Annotated in this window: 17 protein-coding genes and 1 tRNA gene; 12 read left to right on the top strand and 6 right to left on the bottom strand. The window is 59.8% G+C overall.

Going from position 1 to position 16,271, the window contains the following annotated elements; genetic code table 11:
- Positions 1 to 22 precede the first annotated feature (22 nt).
- Positions 23 to 1,126 carry a COX15/CtaA family protein gene (locus GGD50_RS03455; protein ID WP_107107704.1) on the bottom strand — a complete coding sequence of 368 codons (1,104 nt, stop codon included), beginning with the start codon at positions 1,124 to 1,126 and terminating at the stop codon, positions 23 to 25.
- A 112-nt stretch (positions 1,127 to 1,238) separates the two neighbouring features.
- Between GGD50_RS03455 and GGD50_RS03450 the strand changes: the two genes are divergently transcribed.
- Both GGD50_RS03450 and GGD50_RS03445 read left to right on the top strand, forming a co-directional pair.
- Positions 1,239 to 1,448, top strand: a complete 210-nt coding sequence (locus GGD50_RS03450) for a DUF2842 domain-containing protein (RefSeq protein WP_107107703.1) — start codon at positions 1,239 to 1,241, stop codon at positions 1,446 to 1,448.
- A 160-nt stretch (positions 1,449 to 1,608) separates the two neighbouring features.
- On the top strand, positions 1,609 to 2,832 hold the full coding sequence (locus GGD50_RS03445; RefSeq protein WP_414124662.1) for a GNAT family N-acetyltransferase: 1,224 nt from the start codon (positions 1,609 to 1,611) through the stop codon (positions 2,830 to 2,832).
- On the opposite strand, the gene GGD50_RS03440 is transcribed toward GGD50_RS03445, so the two are convergent.
- Entirely contained in the window at positions 2,833 to 5,037 is a 2,205-nt protein-coding gene (locus GGD50_RS03440; protein ID WP_107107701.1) for a GumC family protein, read from the bottom strand.
- 192 nt (positions 5,038 to 5,229) lie between these two features.
- Between GGD50_RS03440 and GGD50_RS03435 the strand changes: the two genes are divergently transcribed.
- From GGD50_RS03435 to GGD50_RS03410, 6 genes are all read left to right on the top strand, one after another.
- Complete coding sequence (locus GGD50_RS03435; protein WP_107107700.1) at positions 5,230 to 5,805, top strand: polysaccharide biosynthesis/export family protein; 576 nt, start codon at positions 5,230 to 5,232, stop codon at positions 5,803 to 5,805.
- A 12-nt stretch (positions 5,806 to 5,817) separates the two neighbouring features.
- Entirely contained in the window at positions 5,818 to 6,963 is a 1,146-nt protein-coding gene (locus tag GGD50_RS03430) for a glycosyltransferase family 4 protein (protein WP_107107699.1), read from the top strand.
- A gap of 76 nt (positions 6,964 to 7,039) precedes the next feature.
- Positions 7,040 to 8,599, top strand: coding sequence for an undecaprenyl-phosphate glucose phosphotransferase (locus tag GGD50_RS03425; protein ID WP_107107698.1), 1,560 nt, complete (start codon positions 7,040 to 7,042; stop codon positions 8,597 to 8,599).
- Positions 8,596 to 9,858, top strand: coding sequence for an O-antigen ligase family protein (locus GGD50_RS03420; protein ID WP_107107697.1), 1,263 nt, complete (start codon positions 8,596 to 8,598; stop codon positions 9,856 to 9,858). The genes GGD50_RS03425 and GGD50_RS03420 overlap by 4 nt, the downstream gene beginning before the upstream one ends.
- The gene (locus GGD50_RS03415; protein WP_107107696.1) at positions 9,855 to 11,060 is read left to right on the top strand and encodes a glycosyltransferase family 4 protein; all 1,206 of its coding nucleotides are present in this window, start codon (positions 9,855 to 9,857) and stop codon (positions 11,058 to 11,060) included. Before GGD50_RS03420 ends, GGD50_RS03415 begins: the two co-directional genes overlap by 4 nt.
- 85 nt (positions 11,061 to 11,145) lie before the next feature.
- The gene (locus GGD50_RS03410) at positions 11,146 to 11,436 is read left to right on the top strand and encodes a helix-turn-helix domain-containing protein (protein WP_107107695.1); all 291 of its coding nucleotides are present in this window, start codon (positions 11,146 to 11,148) and stop codon (positions 11,434 to 11,436) included.
- Positions 11,437 to 11,534: 98 nt separating this feature from the next.
- Here GGD50_RS03410 and GGD50_RS03405 read toward each other — a convergent pair whose 3' ends face one another.
- On the bottom strand, positions 11,535 to 12,551 hold the full coding sequence (locus tag GGD50_RS03405) for an extracellular catalytic domain type 1 short-chain-length polyhydroxyalkanoate depolymerase (RefSeq protein WP_107108109.1): 1,017 nt from the start codon (positions 12,549 to 12,551) through the stop codon (positions 11,535 to 11,537).
- A gap of 214 nt (positions 12,552 to 12,765) precedes the next feature.
- Positions 12,766 to 12,978 carry a hypothetical protein gene (locus GGD50_RS03400; protein WP_107107694.1) on the bottom strand — a complete coding sequence of 71 codons (213 nt, stop codon included), beginning with the start codon at positions 12,976 to 12,978 and terminating at the stop codon, positions 12,766 to 12,768.
- Between the two features lie 257 nt (positions 12,979 to 13,235).
- Here GGD50_RS03400 and GGD50_RS03395 point away from each other — a divergent pair, with 257 nt between their 5' ends.
- Together GGD50_RS03395 and GGD50_RS03390 are read left to right on the top strand one after the other, a co-directional pair.
- Positions 13,236 to 13,628, top strand: coding sequence for a hypothetical protein (locus GGD50_RS03395; protein WP_107107693.1), 393 nt, complete (start codon positions 13,236 to 13,238; stop codon positions 13,626 to 13,628).
- 92 nt (positions 13,629 to 13,720) lie between these two features.
- Entirely contained in the window at positions 13,721 to 14,410 is a 690-nt protein-coding gene (locus GGD50_RS03390; RefSeq protein WP_107107692.1) for a thermonuclease family protein, read from the top strand.
- 362 nt (positions 14,411 to 14,772) lie between these two features.
- Here the strand turns inward: GGD50_RS03390 and GGD50_RS03385 are convergent.
- Both GGD50_RS03385 and GGD50_RS03380 read right to left on the bottom strand, forming a co-directional pair.
- Positions 14,773 to 14,849: transfer RNA gene (locus tag GGD50_RS03385), tRNA-Pro, on the bottom strand.
- A gap of 114 nt (positions 14,850 to 14,963) precedes the next feature.
- Entirely contained in the window at positions 14,964 to 15,350 is a 387-nt protein-coding gene (locus GGD50_RS03380; protein WP_107107691.1) for a BA14K family protein, read from the bottom strand.
- A 179-nt stretch (positions 15,351 to 15,529) separates the two neighbouring features.
- Between GGD50_RS03380 and GGD50_RS03375 the strand changes: the two genes are divergently transcribed.
- Together GGD50_RS03375 and GGD50_RS03370 are read left to right on the top strand one after the other, a co-directional pair.
- The gene (locus GGD50_RS03375) at positions 15,530 to 15,790 is read left to right on the top strand and encodes a hypothetical protein (protein WP_107107690.1); all 261 of its coding nucleotides are present in this window, start codon (positions 15,530 to 15,532) and stop codon (positions 15,788 to 15,790) included.
- A gap of 178 nt (positions 15,791 to 15,968) precedes the next feature.
- Positions 15,969 to 16,250 (top strand): hypothetical protein, encoded by a 282-nt coding sequence (locus GGD50_RS03370; protein ID WP_107107689.1) that lies wholly within the window; start codon positions 15,969 to 15,971, stop codon positions 16,248 to 16,250.
- Positions 16,251 to 16,271: the final 21 nt, after the last annotated feature.

The raw sequence follows: 16,271 nt of genomic DNA, 5'->3' as shown, positions 1-16,271 counted from the left end.
AAGGGCGAGGCGATCATTCGCCTCAGTTCCCCACGGTGATGACGGTCTGGTGCGGATATTCGCCATAGAAACCGCGCCAATTGGCAATGGCGAAGCCGAAGACGATGAGAGCGCCGGCCTGATGGGCCAATGCCAGATGCAGCGGCACCTCCATGAGCAGCGTCGAAATGCCGAGGATCGCCTGGATCAGCACCAGCACGAACAACACGACCGAACGGCGGGCATGCGTCGTCTGTGCGGCAGCGCGCAGCGAGATGATCATGTTGATGGCAACCACAGTGAAAAGCGCATAGGCGCCGAGGCGGTGGACATATTGCACCATCTTCGGGTTCTCGAAGAAATTGATCCAACCCGGCGATTGCGCAAACAGCCCTCCCGGCACCACCGCGCCATCCATCAGCGGCCAGGTATTATAGGAGAGGCCGGCGTCGAGGCCGGCCACCAGCGCGCCGAGATAGATCTGGAACAGCGCCATGAAAGTGATGAGGCCGGCAAGCTTTGCCGAATAGCGCGTCGGCGTCGGATCGTTCGAGTGCGGCGACAGCGCCCGCATGAACCACATGCAGGCGGCAAAGATCAGGCAGGCCGTAACGAGGTGGGTGGCGAGACGATATTGGCTGACATCGGTGCGCGCTTCCAGGCCGGATGATACCATCCACCAGCCGATCGCGCCCTGCAGGCCGCCGAGTACGAAAATGCCGCCGAGCGGCAGCCATAGCTTGCGCTCGACGCGGCCGGTCAAAACGAAGAACAGCAACGGCACGCCGAAGATGACGCCCATGCCGCGGGCAAGCAGCCGATGCGCCCATTCCCACCAGAAGATGCCTTTGAACTCATCGACCGTCATGTCCTTGTTCAACTGCTGGAACTGCGGGATGCGTTTGTAGAGGTCGAATTCCTCCTGCCATTCCTGCGCATTGAGCGGCGGGATGACACCATGGATCGGCTGCCATTCGGTGATCGACAGGCCGGAATTGGTCAGGCGCGTCGCGCCCCCGACGAGCACCAGAGCAAAAAGCGCCAGAAGCACACAGGCAAGCCAGATGCGGATGGCGCGGCGATTGCGGTCCTGGCGGGCCACTTCGTTCAAAACGGCCTGTTCCGACGTGAAATTAGCGACAACCATGGGATCTCCCTTCAATCCGGCTGTTGATTTGCCTGATAGGGGCGTGCAAAACAAGTCCCGAGACTTTGCGGCATGCCGTCGCGGCACGCCGTTGAGAGAGGAGAGACTGCCCTTGCCCCTTCGCCTGCGCAAATTCATCGGGATGATTCTGCTCGTCCTGCTGGTCGTCATCTATGCGATCGTGGCGATGATCGTGGCGGTGCGTACGCTTGGCGATCAGCCAGGCTGGGTGCAGTTCCTCTATTTCGCCGCCAGCGGCCTCATCTGGATACTGCCAGCCATGGGCATCATCAAATGGATGGCCGGGCCTCGCCCGCAATAGGTGTCGACCTATCCAAGCGATTTCGAATTTACGTGGAGATAACCGTGATCAATGGGAAATCCGCCTGATCTTCTCGCCTTAAACCAAAAATAAGCCGCCTGCCCTGAAGACTGCGTGCAAATGCTGTCCGATTGGAGACGCCGAAATGCAGGCGCAGAAGGTGCAAACGCAGAAGCTCGATATCGCAGCCATTCCCGTTGCGGGTGCGGCAGGCGACGGCATGCGCGTCGACATCTTCGACAGCATGGCGCCGTTGGAGGCCGAGTGGCGGGCGCTGGAGCAAGACGATCTCGCCTCGTTTCATCAGAGCTACGACTGGTGCGCCGCCTGGGTCGAGACCTTTCGGTATCCGCTGGCCATCGTCCGCGGCTCTTTCAATGGCCGCACCGCCTTTATCCTGCCTCTCGAAATCATCCGCAGTCACGGCATCCGCCGCGCCGAATTCATCGGCGCCCGTCATAGCAACATCAATACCGGCCTGTTCTCCAGCGAATTTCTCGAAACAGCGGAGAATGGCTTTTCGGCATCGCAGCAGGCAGAGATTGCACGGGCGCTGCAGGGCAAGGCCGACCTGATGCTCCTGCGCAACGTGCCTTTGGACTGGCGCGGCCGCAAAAGCCCCCTCGCCTCGATGCCCGCCGTCGAGAACCAGAACCATGCCTTTCAATTGCCTTTCCTGGGCGCCTTCGAAGCGACCCTGAAGCAGGTGAATGCGAAACGGCGACGCAAGAAATTCAACCACCAGTCCCGTCTTCTCAACGAGAAAGGCGGTTACGAATATGTGATCGCGGCTCCCGATCAGCGGGATGATCTTCTTGACCTTTTCTTCCGGCAAAAAGCGGTCCGCTTCGAAGCGGCTGGCCTGCCGGACGTGTTCCAGGATGCGCCGACCCAAGCTGTGCTGCACAGGCTGCTGGAGCTGGGCAACAAGGAGCGATCCTATGCTGCGCTGGAGATGCATGCCCTACGGCTGAAGGGCGAGCACGAAGGACACATCCCCGCCGTAGCTGCTCTCTCGCGCAAGGGCGATCATGTCATCTGCCAGTTTGCCTCGATCGACGAGGCGCTGGTTCCCGAAGCGAGCCCTGGTGAACTGCTGTTCTGGCTGATGATCGAACGGCTTCATCGCGAGGGTGCCGCCGTCTTCGATTTCGGCATCGGCGACCAGAACTACAAACGCTCCTGGTGCCCGATGGAAACGACGCAGCATGACCTGATCCTGCCGGTTTCCGGGATCGGCCATGCGGCGGCTTTCGCGCAACGGGGGATGACGCGCGCCAAGGCGGCCATCAAGACCAATCCGCAGCTCTATGGATTGATCCAGCGGCTGCGAGCGCGGCAAAGCGGCAAAGAGACCTCAGCCGCAGAGGCCGAGAAGGATTGATCAGGCCGCGTGCTGACGCGCGTCGGGGCCATGTTCCTCACGCCAGCCGGACATCAGGATGATGTGCTCATAGCCAGCCTTCTGGAATTCCGTCATTGCCGTCATGAACTGGTTCTCGTCCGGTTCGGGCATGGAGAGAATGATTTCCGTATCCTTGCTGCGCGTCAGTCTCGCAACCCCCGAGACGTCGGCGGCGCCGCATTCGACCAGGACGATATCATAGGCCGAGCCGAGTGCGTCGAGGATCAGGGACAGGCGGTCAGCGCCGCGCATGGCCCGGCCAAGGTCGCTGGTGCCCTGCGGCACGAGATGGGCATCGGAAAGGCGGTCGGGATGAATGGTATCGGCAAAGGCAGCCTCACCGCAAAGCAGATCGGTTACTCCGGAAAGACCTGCACTTTCGGCCATCAGGCGCGAGGGGCAGCCCGTTCCGGTCATATCGACCAGGACGATGCGGCGTCCGGCATCGGCGATGGTGCGAGCCAGCATCACGGTTGCCGTGGACCCATTGTCACCAGTCGGCGATATGGCGATAGCGAGGCGGGAGTCGCGTTCGATCAGATAATCGGCGACCGACTGGATGGAAAAATCCTCTTCGTCTTCCGCCTCTTCCGGTGGATGGCCAAGATCGACCGCTTTTTCCATCTCCTGCGCCAACGCCTCATCGGCAGCAACGGAGAGCAAGCTTGCCGGCACGTCGCCTTGACGCGCTGCGGGGACAAGTTTGGCGGGAGCGGCTTCGATTGCGGTTTCCGAACGAGCGGTTTCCTTGCGGGCCGGGGCTTCACGCTCGACCGGGCCGACCGGACGCAACGCGCGGCCGCTGAAGAGTTCGGCCAGCATGATGACAATGGAGGTCAGAATAAAGGTTGCAAGCGTGGCGACGACGACGATCGGACCGATCTTCGGGAAATAGGGATCAACCGGTTCGACGGCCTGGGAGACCACGCGGGCATCCGCCGGGCTCGAATTCTTATCGACGCGGGAAGCGGCCTCACGGTAGCGCGCGAGATAGGTTTCCAGCAATTGACGCTCCGCGGCCGCCTCGCGCTCCAGCGCATTGAGGCCGACTGCGTCTTCCCCTGCCCTGGCGCTGTCGGCCTTCAACGTGTTCGACTGGCCGAGGAGCTGCTGCTCGCGCAGTTGTGCCACCTTGGCTTCATTCTCGATGCTGGCAAGGATCTTCTTTGTTTCACGGTCGATCTGCTGACGGATGTCGGCAAGCTGGGCGCGCAGGCTCTTCAGCCGCGGGTGGCCCTCCATCAACGTCGTCGAGAGATCCGAGATCTGCGATTCCAGGCTGGACTCCGTCGCCTTCAGTCGCTGGATAGTCTGCGAGCTTGAAACATCGGCGAGCGTATCGGTGGAACGGCCGGTGGCGAGCGCGTTGCGCACGGCCTGAGCCCGCGCCTCGGCATTGGCCCTTTCGCCGCGCACCTGCGCCAATTGGCCGGAAATATCGGCAAGCTGCTGCGTCGCGAAAGTATTGTTGTCGCTGGTCTGCAGCAGGCCGTTGGCAGAGCGATAGTCGGCGACCTTCTTCTCGGCTTCGTTGACCTTGTTGCGCAGGTTGGCGATCTCGGGCTCCAGCCAGCGCGTCGCCTCGCTGTTGGAATCAAGCTTGGCGCCGCTCTGCATCGATAGGTAGACCTGCGCCATGGCGTTCGGAACGCTGGCCGCCAGATCCGGATCGCGGGAGGTGAAGCTGATGCCGATGACGCGCGAGCTGTTGATCTGATAGACCTGAAGCTTATTGGTGAAGGCGTCGAGCATCCGCTCTTCCGGCGCCTTGTCGAGCGGGCTCTTTTTCAGGTGCAGCATGACAAGAATGTCGGAAAAGGCCGAGCTCTTGGTGGCGGCATCGAACTCGGGGCGCTCGTAGAGCTTCAGGTTGGTAATCACCTGCTTGATGAGATCGGCCGATTGCAGGATCTGTACCTGGCTCGCAATGTTGAGTTCATCGAGCAGCGGAGCGGAGCTGGCATCATTATTCTGTGTCGTGGTTGCAAAAGCCGGGGCGCGCTGTTCGATCAAAATGCGCGTTTCGCTGCGGTATTCCGGCGAGACGATCTTGGCAACCGCAAAGGCCAGGCAAGCGCCGACCAACGTGATGGCGATAACGCGCACACGGCGCTGCCAAACGGCGCGAAAAAGCTGCGCGAGGTCAATATCGACATCCTGCTGGCTGCTGTTGACGCCGGGCATATACAAGAACTCCGTAATATAAAGCCGAATTAAGCGTAAACGACTATGGTAACCCAACCGTTAATAGTATTTCCTGTGTATTATTTTCGTAATTACTAATAAAGAACGTGGAATTTTTCTTCCTCTTTACCGACCGTTAACCCTAACGGATCGATAACGACGACAGTGATTTTCCTCTCCTGTGAGCGCGAAATGCCCTTCGCAACGCCAAAGATTGTCCTGGCACTCGGCATTGCTGCCGTGAGCGCTGCGCTCAGTGGCTGCAACACCTATCAGCCGGCACCGAAAGCCTTCAGTGAAGCAACGATCCAGCCCTATACGCTGGACAGCGGCGACCGTCTGCGCGTCACCGTCTTCGACCAGCAAGGCTTGACGAATACCTATACGGTCGACCAGGCCGGCTACATCGCCTTCCCGCTGATCGGCCAGGTCCCTGCCCGCGGCCGCACGCTGCAGCAACTCTCCGGCCAGATCGCGCAAAAACTTCGTCAAGGCTATATCCGCGATCCCGACGTCACCATCGACGTCGACCGCTACCGCTCCGTCTATATCATGGGCGAAGTCGGCCAGCCTGGTCAGTATTCCTACGTGCCCGGCATGACCATTCAGAACGCCATCGCGGTTGCCGGCGGCTTCAGCAGCCGCGCGAACCAGTCCAATGCCGACGTTACCCGCAAGATCAATGGCCATGTCATGACCGGGCGGGTGGGCATCTCCGATCCTGTGCTCGCGGGCGACACGATCTATGTCCGCGAACGGCTATTCTGACCGTTTCCGATCATGGCAAGACCGCTCCGCATCCTTCATTGCTTCAGGTCTCCGGTCGGCGGGATATTCCGCCATGTCCGCGATCTGGCGGAGGAACAGAGCAAGGCCGGACATGCGGTCGGCATTCTCTGCGACAGCCTCACCGGCGGGGCGCATGAGGACCGGCTGTTCGACGATGTCAGACCGTTCCTCGCGCTCGGCGTGACGCGCCTGCCGATCCGACGTCAGATCAGCCTGTCGGACGCTACGACGCTCTGGGACAGCTACAACAAAGTCAAAAGTTTGCGGCCGGATGTGCTGCATGGGCACGGCGCCAAGGGCGGCCTGCTTGCACGCATCCTCGGCTCAGCCTTGCGGGTGAACAGGTATCGCGTTGCCCGCCTTTATACCGCGCATGGCGGCAGCCTGCATTTCTCGCGCCTCTCGCCACAAGGCCTGCTGGTGCACAGCTTGGAGCGGCTGCTGGAATTTCTGACCGACGGATTGATCTTCATCTGCGAATTCGAGCGCCGAAGTTACGAAAGCAAAATCGGCAAACCGCGGACGCGCACCGTGATGATCTACAACGGCATCAGCGGGCGCGATTTTCGGAACATACCCACCCGATCGGACTCGGTGCACTTCGTCTACATCGGCATGCTCCGGGACCTGAAGGGTCCCGATCTGTTTGTGGATGCCTTTGCCAAGACCGAACGGCGGATCGGCCGGCCTCTCTCCGCTCTGATGATCGGCGACGGACCGGACAAGGACAAATACCGTACCATGATGATCCAGCGCGGCCTTGGTCATCGCATCGGCATGTTGCCGGCCATGCGCGTGCATGAAGCCTTCGCCATGTCGCAGAATGTCGTCGTCCCCTCCCGCGCCGAAGCCATGCCCTATATCGTGCTGGAAGCCCTGGCTGCCGAGAAGACGGTGATCGCCTCGCGCGTCGGCGGCATTGCCGAAGCGCTTGGTGAGCAAAGCCCTGCGCTCGCCGAGGCAGGCAATGCCGACGACCTTGCGCGCGTCATGGCGGCGGCGATCAGCGAGCCGCAATGGCGTCAGCAGACCATGCCGAATCTCGACAGAATCCGGTCAGCATTTTCGGCATCGGTCATGGCGCGAGATACTGTCGACTTATATTATGATATACTTGAATTAGACGGCAAACATTAGAATACAAGCAAGTGTTGTAAACGTTTATTAGCTCATATCTGCTAGGCCATCTCCGGTAACGACCGGATGAATTGCCATGAACCATATTGAAGAGTCCGAGCAATTTAACTTGGACAATATTCGCAAGCAGGTCTCGGAAATTCGCACTCGCGGCACTGAGGAACAGAGCGGCGATCAGGCCAGCGACATCAATGCCTATGCCCGCCAGATCGCCGAGCAATTTCGTGAGAGCAATCAGACGCCGGCAATCATCATCGGGCAATATCGGCTCTTCGAATTCCTGTCATTGCTTGCGGTAGGGCTTGCGGTTCTCTTCTTCCAGACCACACCCGGCATCCACCCCTTCCTGTCGCAGGCGGCGGTGACAATAGCGCTTTGCGGTCTCGCCATCGTCTTCCTGCAAGTCGCTGACGCCTATCAAATCCCGGTCCTGCGCGCGCCGCACCGTTTCCCGCAGCGCATCCTGGCGTCATGGGTGGCCGCGTTTGCGGTTATGGTTCTTGCTCTCCTGCCCTTCGATATCAACCATGTCTATTCGATCCACGCTCTCGGGATCTGGCTTGTTGCCGGCACGGCCTTCCTCGTCGCCGCGCGCGCGGTGTTCGCCTATGGCATCCGCAACTGGGCCCGCAATGGCCTCATGGAAAGACGCGCCGTCATCGTCGGCGGTGGCGAGCCGGCCAAGGAACTGATCCGCGCGCTGGAGCATCAATCCGACAACGATATCCGCATCTGCGGCATCTTCGACGATCGCGGCGAGAAGCGCTCGCCCGTGATGGTCGCCGGCTACCCGAAACTCGGCACCGTCGCCGAACTGGTCGAATTCGCCCGGCTGACTCGCGTCGACATGCTGATCATCGCTCTGCCGATCAGTGCAGAGGAGCGTATTCTGCAGCTCCTCAGAAAGCTTTGGGTACTGCCCGTCGACATCCGACTGGCGGCGCATGCCAACAAGTTGCGCTTCCGCCCGCGTTCCTATTCGCATGTCGGCGCGGTGCCCATGCTCGACATCTTCAACAAGCCGATCCGTGATTGGGATGGCGTTGCCAAGCGCATCTTCGATGTCTTCTTCAGTCTGCTGGCGCTCTGCCTGCTCTGGCCGATCATGCTTGGCGCCGCAATCGCCGTGAAGACCACGTCGAAGGGACCGGTCTTCTTCATGCAGAAGCGCCATGGCTTCAACAACGAGATCATCAAGGTCTTCAAGTTCCGCTCGATGTACACCAATATGAGCGACCCGACGGCCCGCAATGCCGTCACGAAGAACGATCCGCGCGTCACGCCGGTTGGACGCTTCATCCGCAAGACCTCGATCGACGAACTGCCCCAGCTCTTCAACGTGTTGCTAGGCGGTCTGTCGCTTGTCGGCCCGCGTCCGCATGCCGTATTGGCGGCAAGTCACAATCGCGTTTATGCCGACGTGGTCGAAGGCTATTTCGCCCGCCATCGCGTGAAGCCCGGCGTTACGGGCTGGGCGCAGATCAACGGCTGGCGCGGCGAGATCGACAGCGACGACAAAATCAAGTTCCGCACGGCTTACGATCTCTACTACATCGAGAACTGGTCGCTGTACTTCGATCTGAAGATCCTGTTCCTGACGCCCTTCCGTCTCCTCAACACGGAAAACGCCTATTGACCGCGATCGATCTCTCCTATCGGCGCGTCGACCGGCCTCAGCTCGCAACATTGCGCCTGATCGGCACGGCTTGCGTCGCTTTCGGGGTCTTTCTGTCAGGTTTCGTCATCGCCGAGCCGGCGCCCTATGAGCTTTGGGTCGCATTCCTCATCGGCACATGGTTCATCCTTGGGCTGAAGATCTCGCGCAATGTCGCACCGCTTCTGGCGCTGTTCCTGACGTTCAACGTCGGCGGCATGCTGTCGCTGACGCAGATGCGCGACCTCGGCGCGAACTCCCATCTCGACGGACCGATCTATATCGCTGTCTCGACCTTCCTGGCGCTGAGCTCGGTCTTCTATGCTGCGATCATCGAAGACAGCGAAAAGCGGTTGAAGCTGATCTTCAATACTTGGGTCATCGCTGCGCTGATCACCGCGAGCCTCGGCATTCTCGGCTACTTCCACGCCTTTCCGGGCGCTGAAATCTTCACCCGCTATGACCGCGCCATGGGCGTGTTCCAGGACCCGAACGTCTTTGGTCCCTATCTGGTGACACCAACCATCTATCTCATGCACGGCATCCTGATCGGTGACCTGAAGAAGGCGCCGATCAAGGGGCTGTGCTTGGCCGTGCTGGCCTTCGGCATCTTCCTCTCCTTCTCGCGCGCTGCCTGGGGATTGTTCTCCTTCGCGTCGGCGATGCTGATCTTCTGCATGCTGCTGAAACACCGCAGCAATGCCTTCCGGCTGCGCATTCTGGTGATGTCGCTGACGGCAATCCTTCTGATGGTCCTCCTCCTGATCATCGCGCTGCAGTTCCATCAGGTGAGCGACCTGTTCTCGACGCGCACACAGCTCGTGCAGGACTACGATGGCGGCCATCTCGGCCGTTTCGAGCGTCATCGCATCGGCTTCATGCTGTCGATGGAACGGCCGCTCGGTATTGGACCACTCGTCTTTTCCACCCTGTTTCGCGAGGACGAGCACAATATCTGGCTGAAAACACTGACCACCTATGGCTGGCTCGGCTTTTTCTGCTGGGTCAGCATGATCTGCTGGACCGTCTATATCGGCTTCCGCAACTTTTTGAAGGAACGCCCCTGGCAGCCCTACTTGATGATCGCCTGGATCGTCATTCTCGGCCATGTCGGCATCGGCAACGTCATCGACACCGATCATTGGCGCCATCTCTACATGCTGATCGGCATCGTCTGGGGCTGCGGGGCGCTTGAACAACATTATCAGCGCAGCTTGGCCCGAAGGGAAGCAGCACCGTGACTATCAATGTCGGCATCAAACGCCTGTCGCTGCTGCAAGTTCTCGAGCCAAGCGGCGGCGGTTCCGGGCGGCATTTCCTCGATCTCTGCCGCGCCATGCAGCGTCGCGGCCATTCGGTGACGGCGATCTATTCGCCTTTGCGCGCCGAAGCGGCTTTCGTGGCTGAACTGGAGGGCATGGGTCTCGACAGCGTCATCTCGCTCGCCATGCGGCGCGCGCCGGGCCCATGGGATATCACCGCTTGGTGGCAAATTCGCAAGATCGTCGCCCAGCACGGGCCGTTTCATCTGATCCATGGCCACAGCTCCAAAGCCGGAGCGCTGACGCGGCTGAGATTGCCGGGCCCGCATATCCCGGTGCTCTACACGCCGCATGCCTTTCGCACCATGGATCCGACGCTCGGGTCCAAAGGCCGGATGATCTATGGCGGCATCGAGAGGCTGCTCGGCAACTGGCTGTCCGACCGGCTGATCTGCGTGTCTCGCGATGAATACAATCACGCGCTGTCGATCGGCATTCCGGAGGAGCGGCTGCGTATCGTCGTCAACGGCGTCAGCGCGCCTCCATCAGGCCAACGCGCCGCTATCCGCGCGCGTTATGGGATACCGCAGGACGCCCTGCTCTTTGGTTTCGTCGGCCGGCTGACGCCGCAGAAGGCGCCGCAGCGACTGGTCGAAGCCTTTGCCCTCATTGCCGCGGACTTGCCGCAAGCGCGTCTGCTGATGATCGGGATCGGCGAGTTGGCCGGCACTGTCGGCGATATGATCAAGGCCGCCGGCTTGGAAGACCGCGCCCATCTCGATAGCTCTATCCCCGGCGCCACCGCCGTCGACGCCTTCGATGTCGTCGTCATGCCGAGCCGCTATGAGGCCATGTCCTATGTCATGCTCGAGGCTGCGGCCGGCGGCAAGCCATTGCTGTTGACCGATGTCGGCGGCGCGCGCACGGTGATCGAGCCCGGCAAGAACGGCTATATCGTTCCCAACAGCGACGATCCCGCGGAGCTGGCCGCGGCGATGACGCGCTTTGCCGATCCGAAATTGCTGCGAAGCTTCACCGCCGAGGCCCGGCGGCGCAAGGATGGCTATACGCTCGCCGGCATGGCCGATGCGACAGAGGCAATCTACTTCGAATTGCTCGGCTATCGCGTTCCTAACTTCCTAAGAACGCCGGAAAAAATCGCGCTGCGCAGCGCGTCGTGAAGACCGCGACCTCATTTTAAGTTCGCGCGTGATTCCAACCTGAAAATCGGTTCCGATTTTCAGGTTTATGCGCTAAATTTCAGAGATGATCACATCAGCGCAACTACGCGGCGCACGCGCCATGCTCGGACTGACGACTGAGACGCTTGCCGCCGAGAGCCACCTCTCTGTAACGACGATTGAAACGCTGGAAAGCGACGTCAGCCTGGCGGATGCTAAGGCGCTTGTCGCCCTGCGTGGCGCCCTCGAAGCCCATGGCATATCGTTCCTCGCCAGCGGGAGCGACGAAGCCGGCGGCGCCGGCATTCGCTTCAAGCATTGGGCGGAAGATGGCGGCATCCGGCCGGAAAACCTGAACGCCACCAACGACGACTGAGGCTTGGAGCAATTCCAGGAAAACTGCGCAGCGGTTTTCCGTCCTGGAATTGCGTAAAAACAATAGGCTAGAGCGATTCCGCGAAGCTCTGAACCGGTCTAGGCCAGCCCCCAATTCCGAACCAGTTGCTCCGGCGCGGAGAGAGCCGCGGGCAAGATGAAGCGTTCGGTATCGTTGGCTGGCTCCCTGCCCTCGGCGACGGGACAGATCGGCAGGCCATGGCCGAAGTCGTTCAAGGTCACCAGCTCCAGCACCACATCGCCATAGTCATTGCGCCATTCGCGCCGCTCGCCGCCTTCGAACAGGCGCAACCGACCCTTGGTCTGTGGACGCTCATGCACGGCCAGCCACTGCGCCACCGACGCTTCGGCATTGCCGAACGAAACGACGTCATCATCGGTGCCATGCCAGATGGAGACCGCTGGAAAACGATCAGCATCCGGCGAAACTTCACGAACGAGTTCGGCCCATTTTTCAGCCGGGCGTGCGGCGGCTCTCTTCATCACATCCAGCGCGGACATGGCATCGCGGGCAGCGCCGAAGGGCAGACCGCCGATGACGGCGCCGGCAGCAAACAGCTCCGGATAGGTGGCAAGCAACGCCGAAGCCATGGCGCCGCCGGCCGATAGGCCCATGACGAAGATCTTGCTGTCGTCGATAGCATGCAGCCGGCGGCTGAAATCAATCATCTCGCGGATCGAACCCAGCTCGCCGCGATCGCGGGTCACCAGGCTCGGGCGGAACCAATTGAAACAGAGATTGGCATTGTTGGACTGCTTCTGCTCGGCATAGAGCACGGCGAAACCGTGCTGGCGCGCCAAGGCCGTCCAGCCGCTGGCGCGATCGAAATCCTCGGCATTCTGATGACAGCCATGCAAGACAACGACGAGCGGCATCGGACCTTTGACGCCCGTCGGCACATATTCCAGCATACGTAGATCGCCAGGGTTGCGCCCGAACCACAGAACCTCCGTCAGACGCTGCGGCGCGAGCTGCGTGGGGACGCGCCGGCGTGCCGGCTGCGATCGCGGCCGCGTCACGGGGAATTTAAGCTGTGGCAGCTCAACGGAATCAACGAGCAAACGGCGAAGCCGGCTCGGAACTTTGAAATTCATCATAGACCTTTCAAATTATCCGCGCCCACCGTAATTGACTTTATTTGGCGGGCGGGCCGCACATCGACCCCGCGGGGCAACGAGATCGAGCAATCGACTCTCCTTGTGCGATGCAGCAAATATAAGGCGGCGACACGCATTCGAGCAGGCACAAAGCGTCATTGCTGCTATGTGAAATCGGCTTAAATCGATTAGATGCCTGGTGGAAAAGGCGTCAGAGATAGGCTTTCGCAAGCGCGAGGAGCTTTGCATCCTCTTTCACGCCCTGACGATAGAGCTGTATCATCAGGGCACCCAGGCGTTCGGCTTCCTGGCTGCGGAGACTGATGCCGCGATCCACACAGACGGCACCCAATACCTTTTCCAAACGATCCAAATCGTCGGAAAACAAGGGTAAATCCTGTGGATGGATGGAGGTTTCTAACATGGCGCCGCCTCGTCCGTCGGGCAGCACGCAGATAAACTCGCCGGTGCCCGTTTGTTAAACCGACGATACAGAAAGTGACTATGCGCCCTGCCCAGAGGCTTGGCAAGCGAGGTTTTATGGGAACGGCTCTTTATCTTGAAGCGCTGCCGATTCGGAGAAATATGCTCCGCAATTCTCACAAGATTACAATTTTAAGTTACCCCATCACTAAGCCTTCACCGATGCCTGAGATAAGGGTTGGAAACGGAGGCCTACCGATGAACAAGCGCCTGATCTCGGCGACACTTTGCATGCTTCTGCTCGGCGCTGCAGGCCCGGCCCTTTCACAATCCTTTTCGGGATTGCCGCTGCGTGGTCAGCACCAGATTCCCGATGGCTATATCTCCGTGCAATCTGGGATATCGCTTTCCATCCCGATCGCTGATGGCAACGATGAAAAGCAGCAGCAGGATGCAATCAAATCCTTCTATCGCATTGCTGCCAGCAACTGCGCCGTACTGCTGGACACCATTGCCGACGATTGCCAGATTACCGGCCTTTCCAGCAACACCGATGCCACCAATATCGACGGCCGCGGGCAGAAGCTGATGGTGCGTGGTCAAATCACCATGGCGATCAAGCTGAAGCCTGCCGCCGGCGCAGGGAAGTGAATAAGGGTTCCGTGTGGCCACTCGGCAACGGGAAGCCAACGGATCGGTAAGAAATCTTGGCGATAATTTCCTCGCAATAGAGGAATGAAGCCATGGCAAAAGCGAAACGACGCACGCGGCGCAAGCCACAGCCTAAATCGGGCAATTCGATGTGGCTATGGGGCATGGTCGGTCTAGCGACAGTGGCCGGCATGTACGCCTATGAGCATCGCCGGGATATGCCTTCACTGCAGGCCCCTTCATTGCAGGCCTATGCCGGCGCCGCCGGCGTTCGGCATGTGCCGCAGGAGGCGCCGGTGCCGACTACCAAACCGAAGGTCAAAACGGCTGCCGTCATTCCCGAACGTCCGGCTTCGACGCTGCCGGTCCCTCCAAACGTAATCCCCGTTGCCATGCCGGCGAATCGGATGCTGGCCGCAGCCGCACCCGAAACCGGTGGACGGTTCGGCCTTTGCGGCGGCGAAACCGGCATCAACTGCGTCGTCGACGGCAACACCTTCTGGCAGAATGGTATCAAGATCCGCCTGGCGGACATCGATGTGCCTGACCTCGAGCCATCGCATTGCGCCGGCGAACGGCAAAAGGCCACCGCCGCGAAGCTGCGGCTGCAGGCCCTTCTCAACAACGACACCTTCGTGCTCTCCGGCAGCGGACGCGGCGACGATCAGCACGGCGGCAAATTCCGCATCGCCATGCGCGCCGGCCGATCCATCGGCGATCAGTTGGTTGCGGAAGGACTGGCCCGCCGCTGGACGGGGCAAGCAACGTCGTGGTGCAGCTAAGTCAATAAGATTTGGCTAGGATTTCAAGGAGATGAATGGTCCTGGCGAGCTGGACCACTAACAGCAGAAAGGCCGAACGATGTCCTCGCCGGCCTTCCTTGCTCCATTTCGATGCTGCCGGTACATCCGCGGTCAGCAATCAGAACTGGTTCATGAGCGAAGTATGGCGCTTCTGCGGGATTGTGCAATAGGTAAATCGGAGTAGGACGGTCGAAGGGCCGCCGTCCTCAGTGCTTCAGAAAGATCTAAGCAGGGATAGTTGTCACAGGTGAGGACGTTTCCGAACGTCGCGGCTTGACTATATTTCCGGCTGTAAAGACTTCAGCCAAATCACTTATCTGGGGCTAAGTGATTGATTTTAATGGTCGGGGCGACTGGACTCGAACCAGCGACCCCTTGACCCCCAGTCAAGTGCGCTACCGGGCTGCGCTACGCCCCGACCTGCCTAAAAGGCCTGATCCTGTTAGACTTTCGGGCATGGCAGCGCAAGAGGTAAAATCGCAGGTCCGGATAAAAATGGTATCGCGAACGCGAAAAGCCCTCGCTCTGCTGATCACCTGCATGCCCGCCGCGGCCCGTGGCTTGGCTGATATGTATTGTCCGAGGCGCGGTATGACGGGTAGCGGTCGGCACAGGCTTGCGCATGGCTGTCGTAATAGCCTTCCGTGCGCTGCCTGTTGAAGAGCGTGCCGGTCACGAAAGACTTGAACAGCACACCGCTGTCGGAATTGTCGTCATAGTAACCGTCGAAACCATGGAATTTATGGCCTTCGTGCCATTGGTTATGGCTGTGGTGTCCATGGTCGTGGACCTGGATGATGTCGGATTGCTCCGGCACCGAGAGCGCCGGCATGGTGATGGCGTCAGCCGGCATAGCGGCGCTTGCTGCCAGCAATGCACTAAAACCCACGACAGCCATCGATCTTGTGATCGTTCGCATCTGTGACTCCTTCGAATTCCAACGGCGGCAGATCAAGCAAATCTGCGTGAAAAATCTTGCCGCAGGCCACTCCGGCATTACTTCTATATAATGGCTTCGAGCCGCGCTCACAGATGCCTTTCTGCCTTTCTTCTCCAACGGATTTTCTTTGAATAAGAAGTGATTAGAAAGTTACGGCGATGAAGTCCCTGATTGCCTTTCTGCTATGTGCGCCGCTGCTTGCCGCGTGCACCACAACCGAACAATCTCTGCAGCCAATTCCCGGCAGCATCACCTATCGCGGCCAGCCGCAATTGAAGCTGACGCTATCGCCTCCAGGCACCCGTTTGCCGCACCATTTCGTCAATCAGTGGGGCCAGGATGTCTACGAAACTTACATCATCCAGCCCGATCGCAGCCTGAAGCTCGTCAGCAGGGAAACGATGACCCGGCCGTTCTAGCGACGGAGAGTTTTGGGCAATTGCTCGGCAAAGGCGTAGAAGCTGCGCCGCTTCATCTCGCGGGGTATTTTAGCTGTATTGAATGCCAGCAATAAATAAATACAATCCGCCGGTCGGGGATTACAATCGTCTGTGGCAACCGCAGTGGCGCAGACGGCTAGATCAGCGGGAAAAGCCTATGTTTTTCAAAATGATAAGCATATCTCTCCTCACCGTCGGCATGGTCACGACGGCAATGGCGGCGTCAAGCGGTCATGGCGGTGATCGCGGCGGCTGGGGCGACAGCCCGGGCGCAGACGACCCCGGCAACTATCGCAACACCATTGTCGGTGATCGCAACACGAGCAGCGCAGTGGAAAAAGACCCCAATGCGTGCTGGACGCTACCGCGCTCCGCTGATGGCAAATCGATCGTTGCGCCGAGCGAGGCGAACCCCACCGTCCCGCGCAAGTGCAACTGAGCCGGTGGGCAGCCGATCAGT

The sequence above is a fragment of the Martinezella paranaensis genome (assembly GCF_014200235.1).
Taxonomy (GTDB): Bacteria; Pseudomonadota; Alphaproteobacteria; order Rhizobiales; family Rhizobiaceae; genus Rhizobium; species Rhizobium paranaense.
Note: the sequence above shows the minus strand (reverse complement) of the source record. Positions and strands in the feature narration are given on the sequence as shown.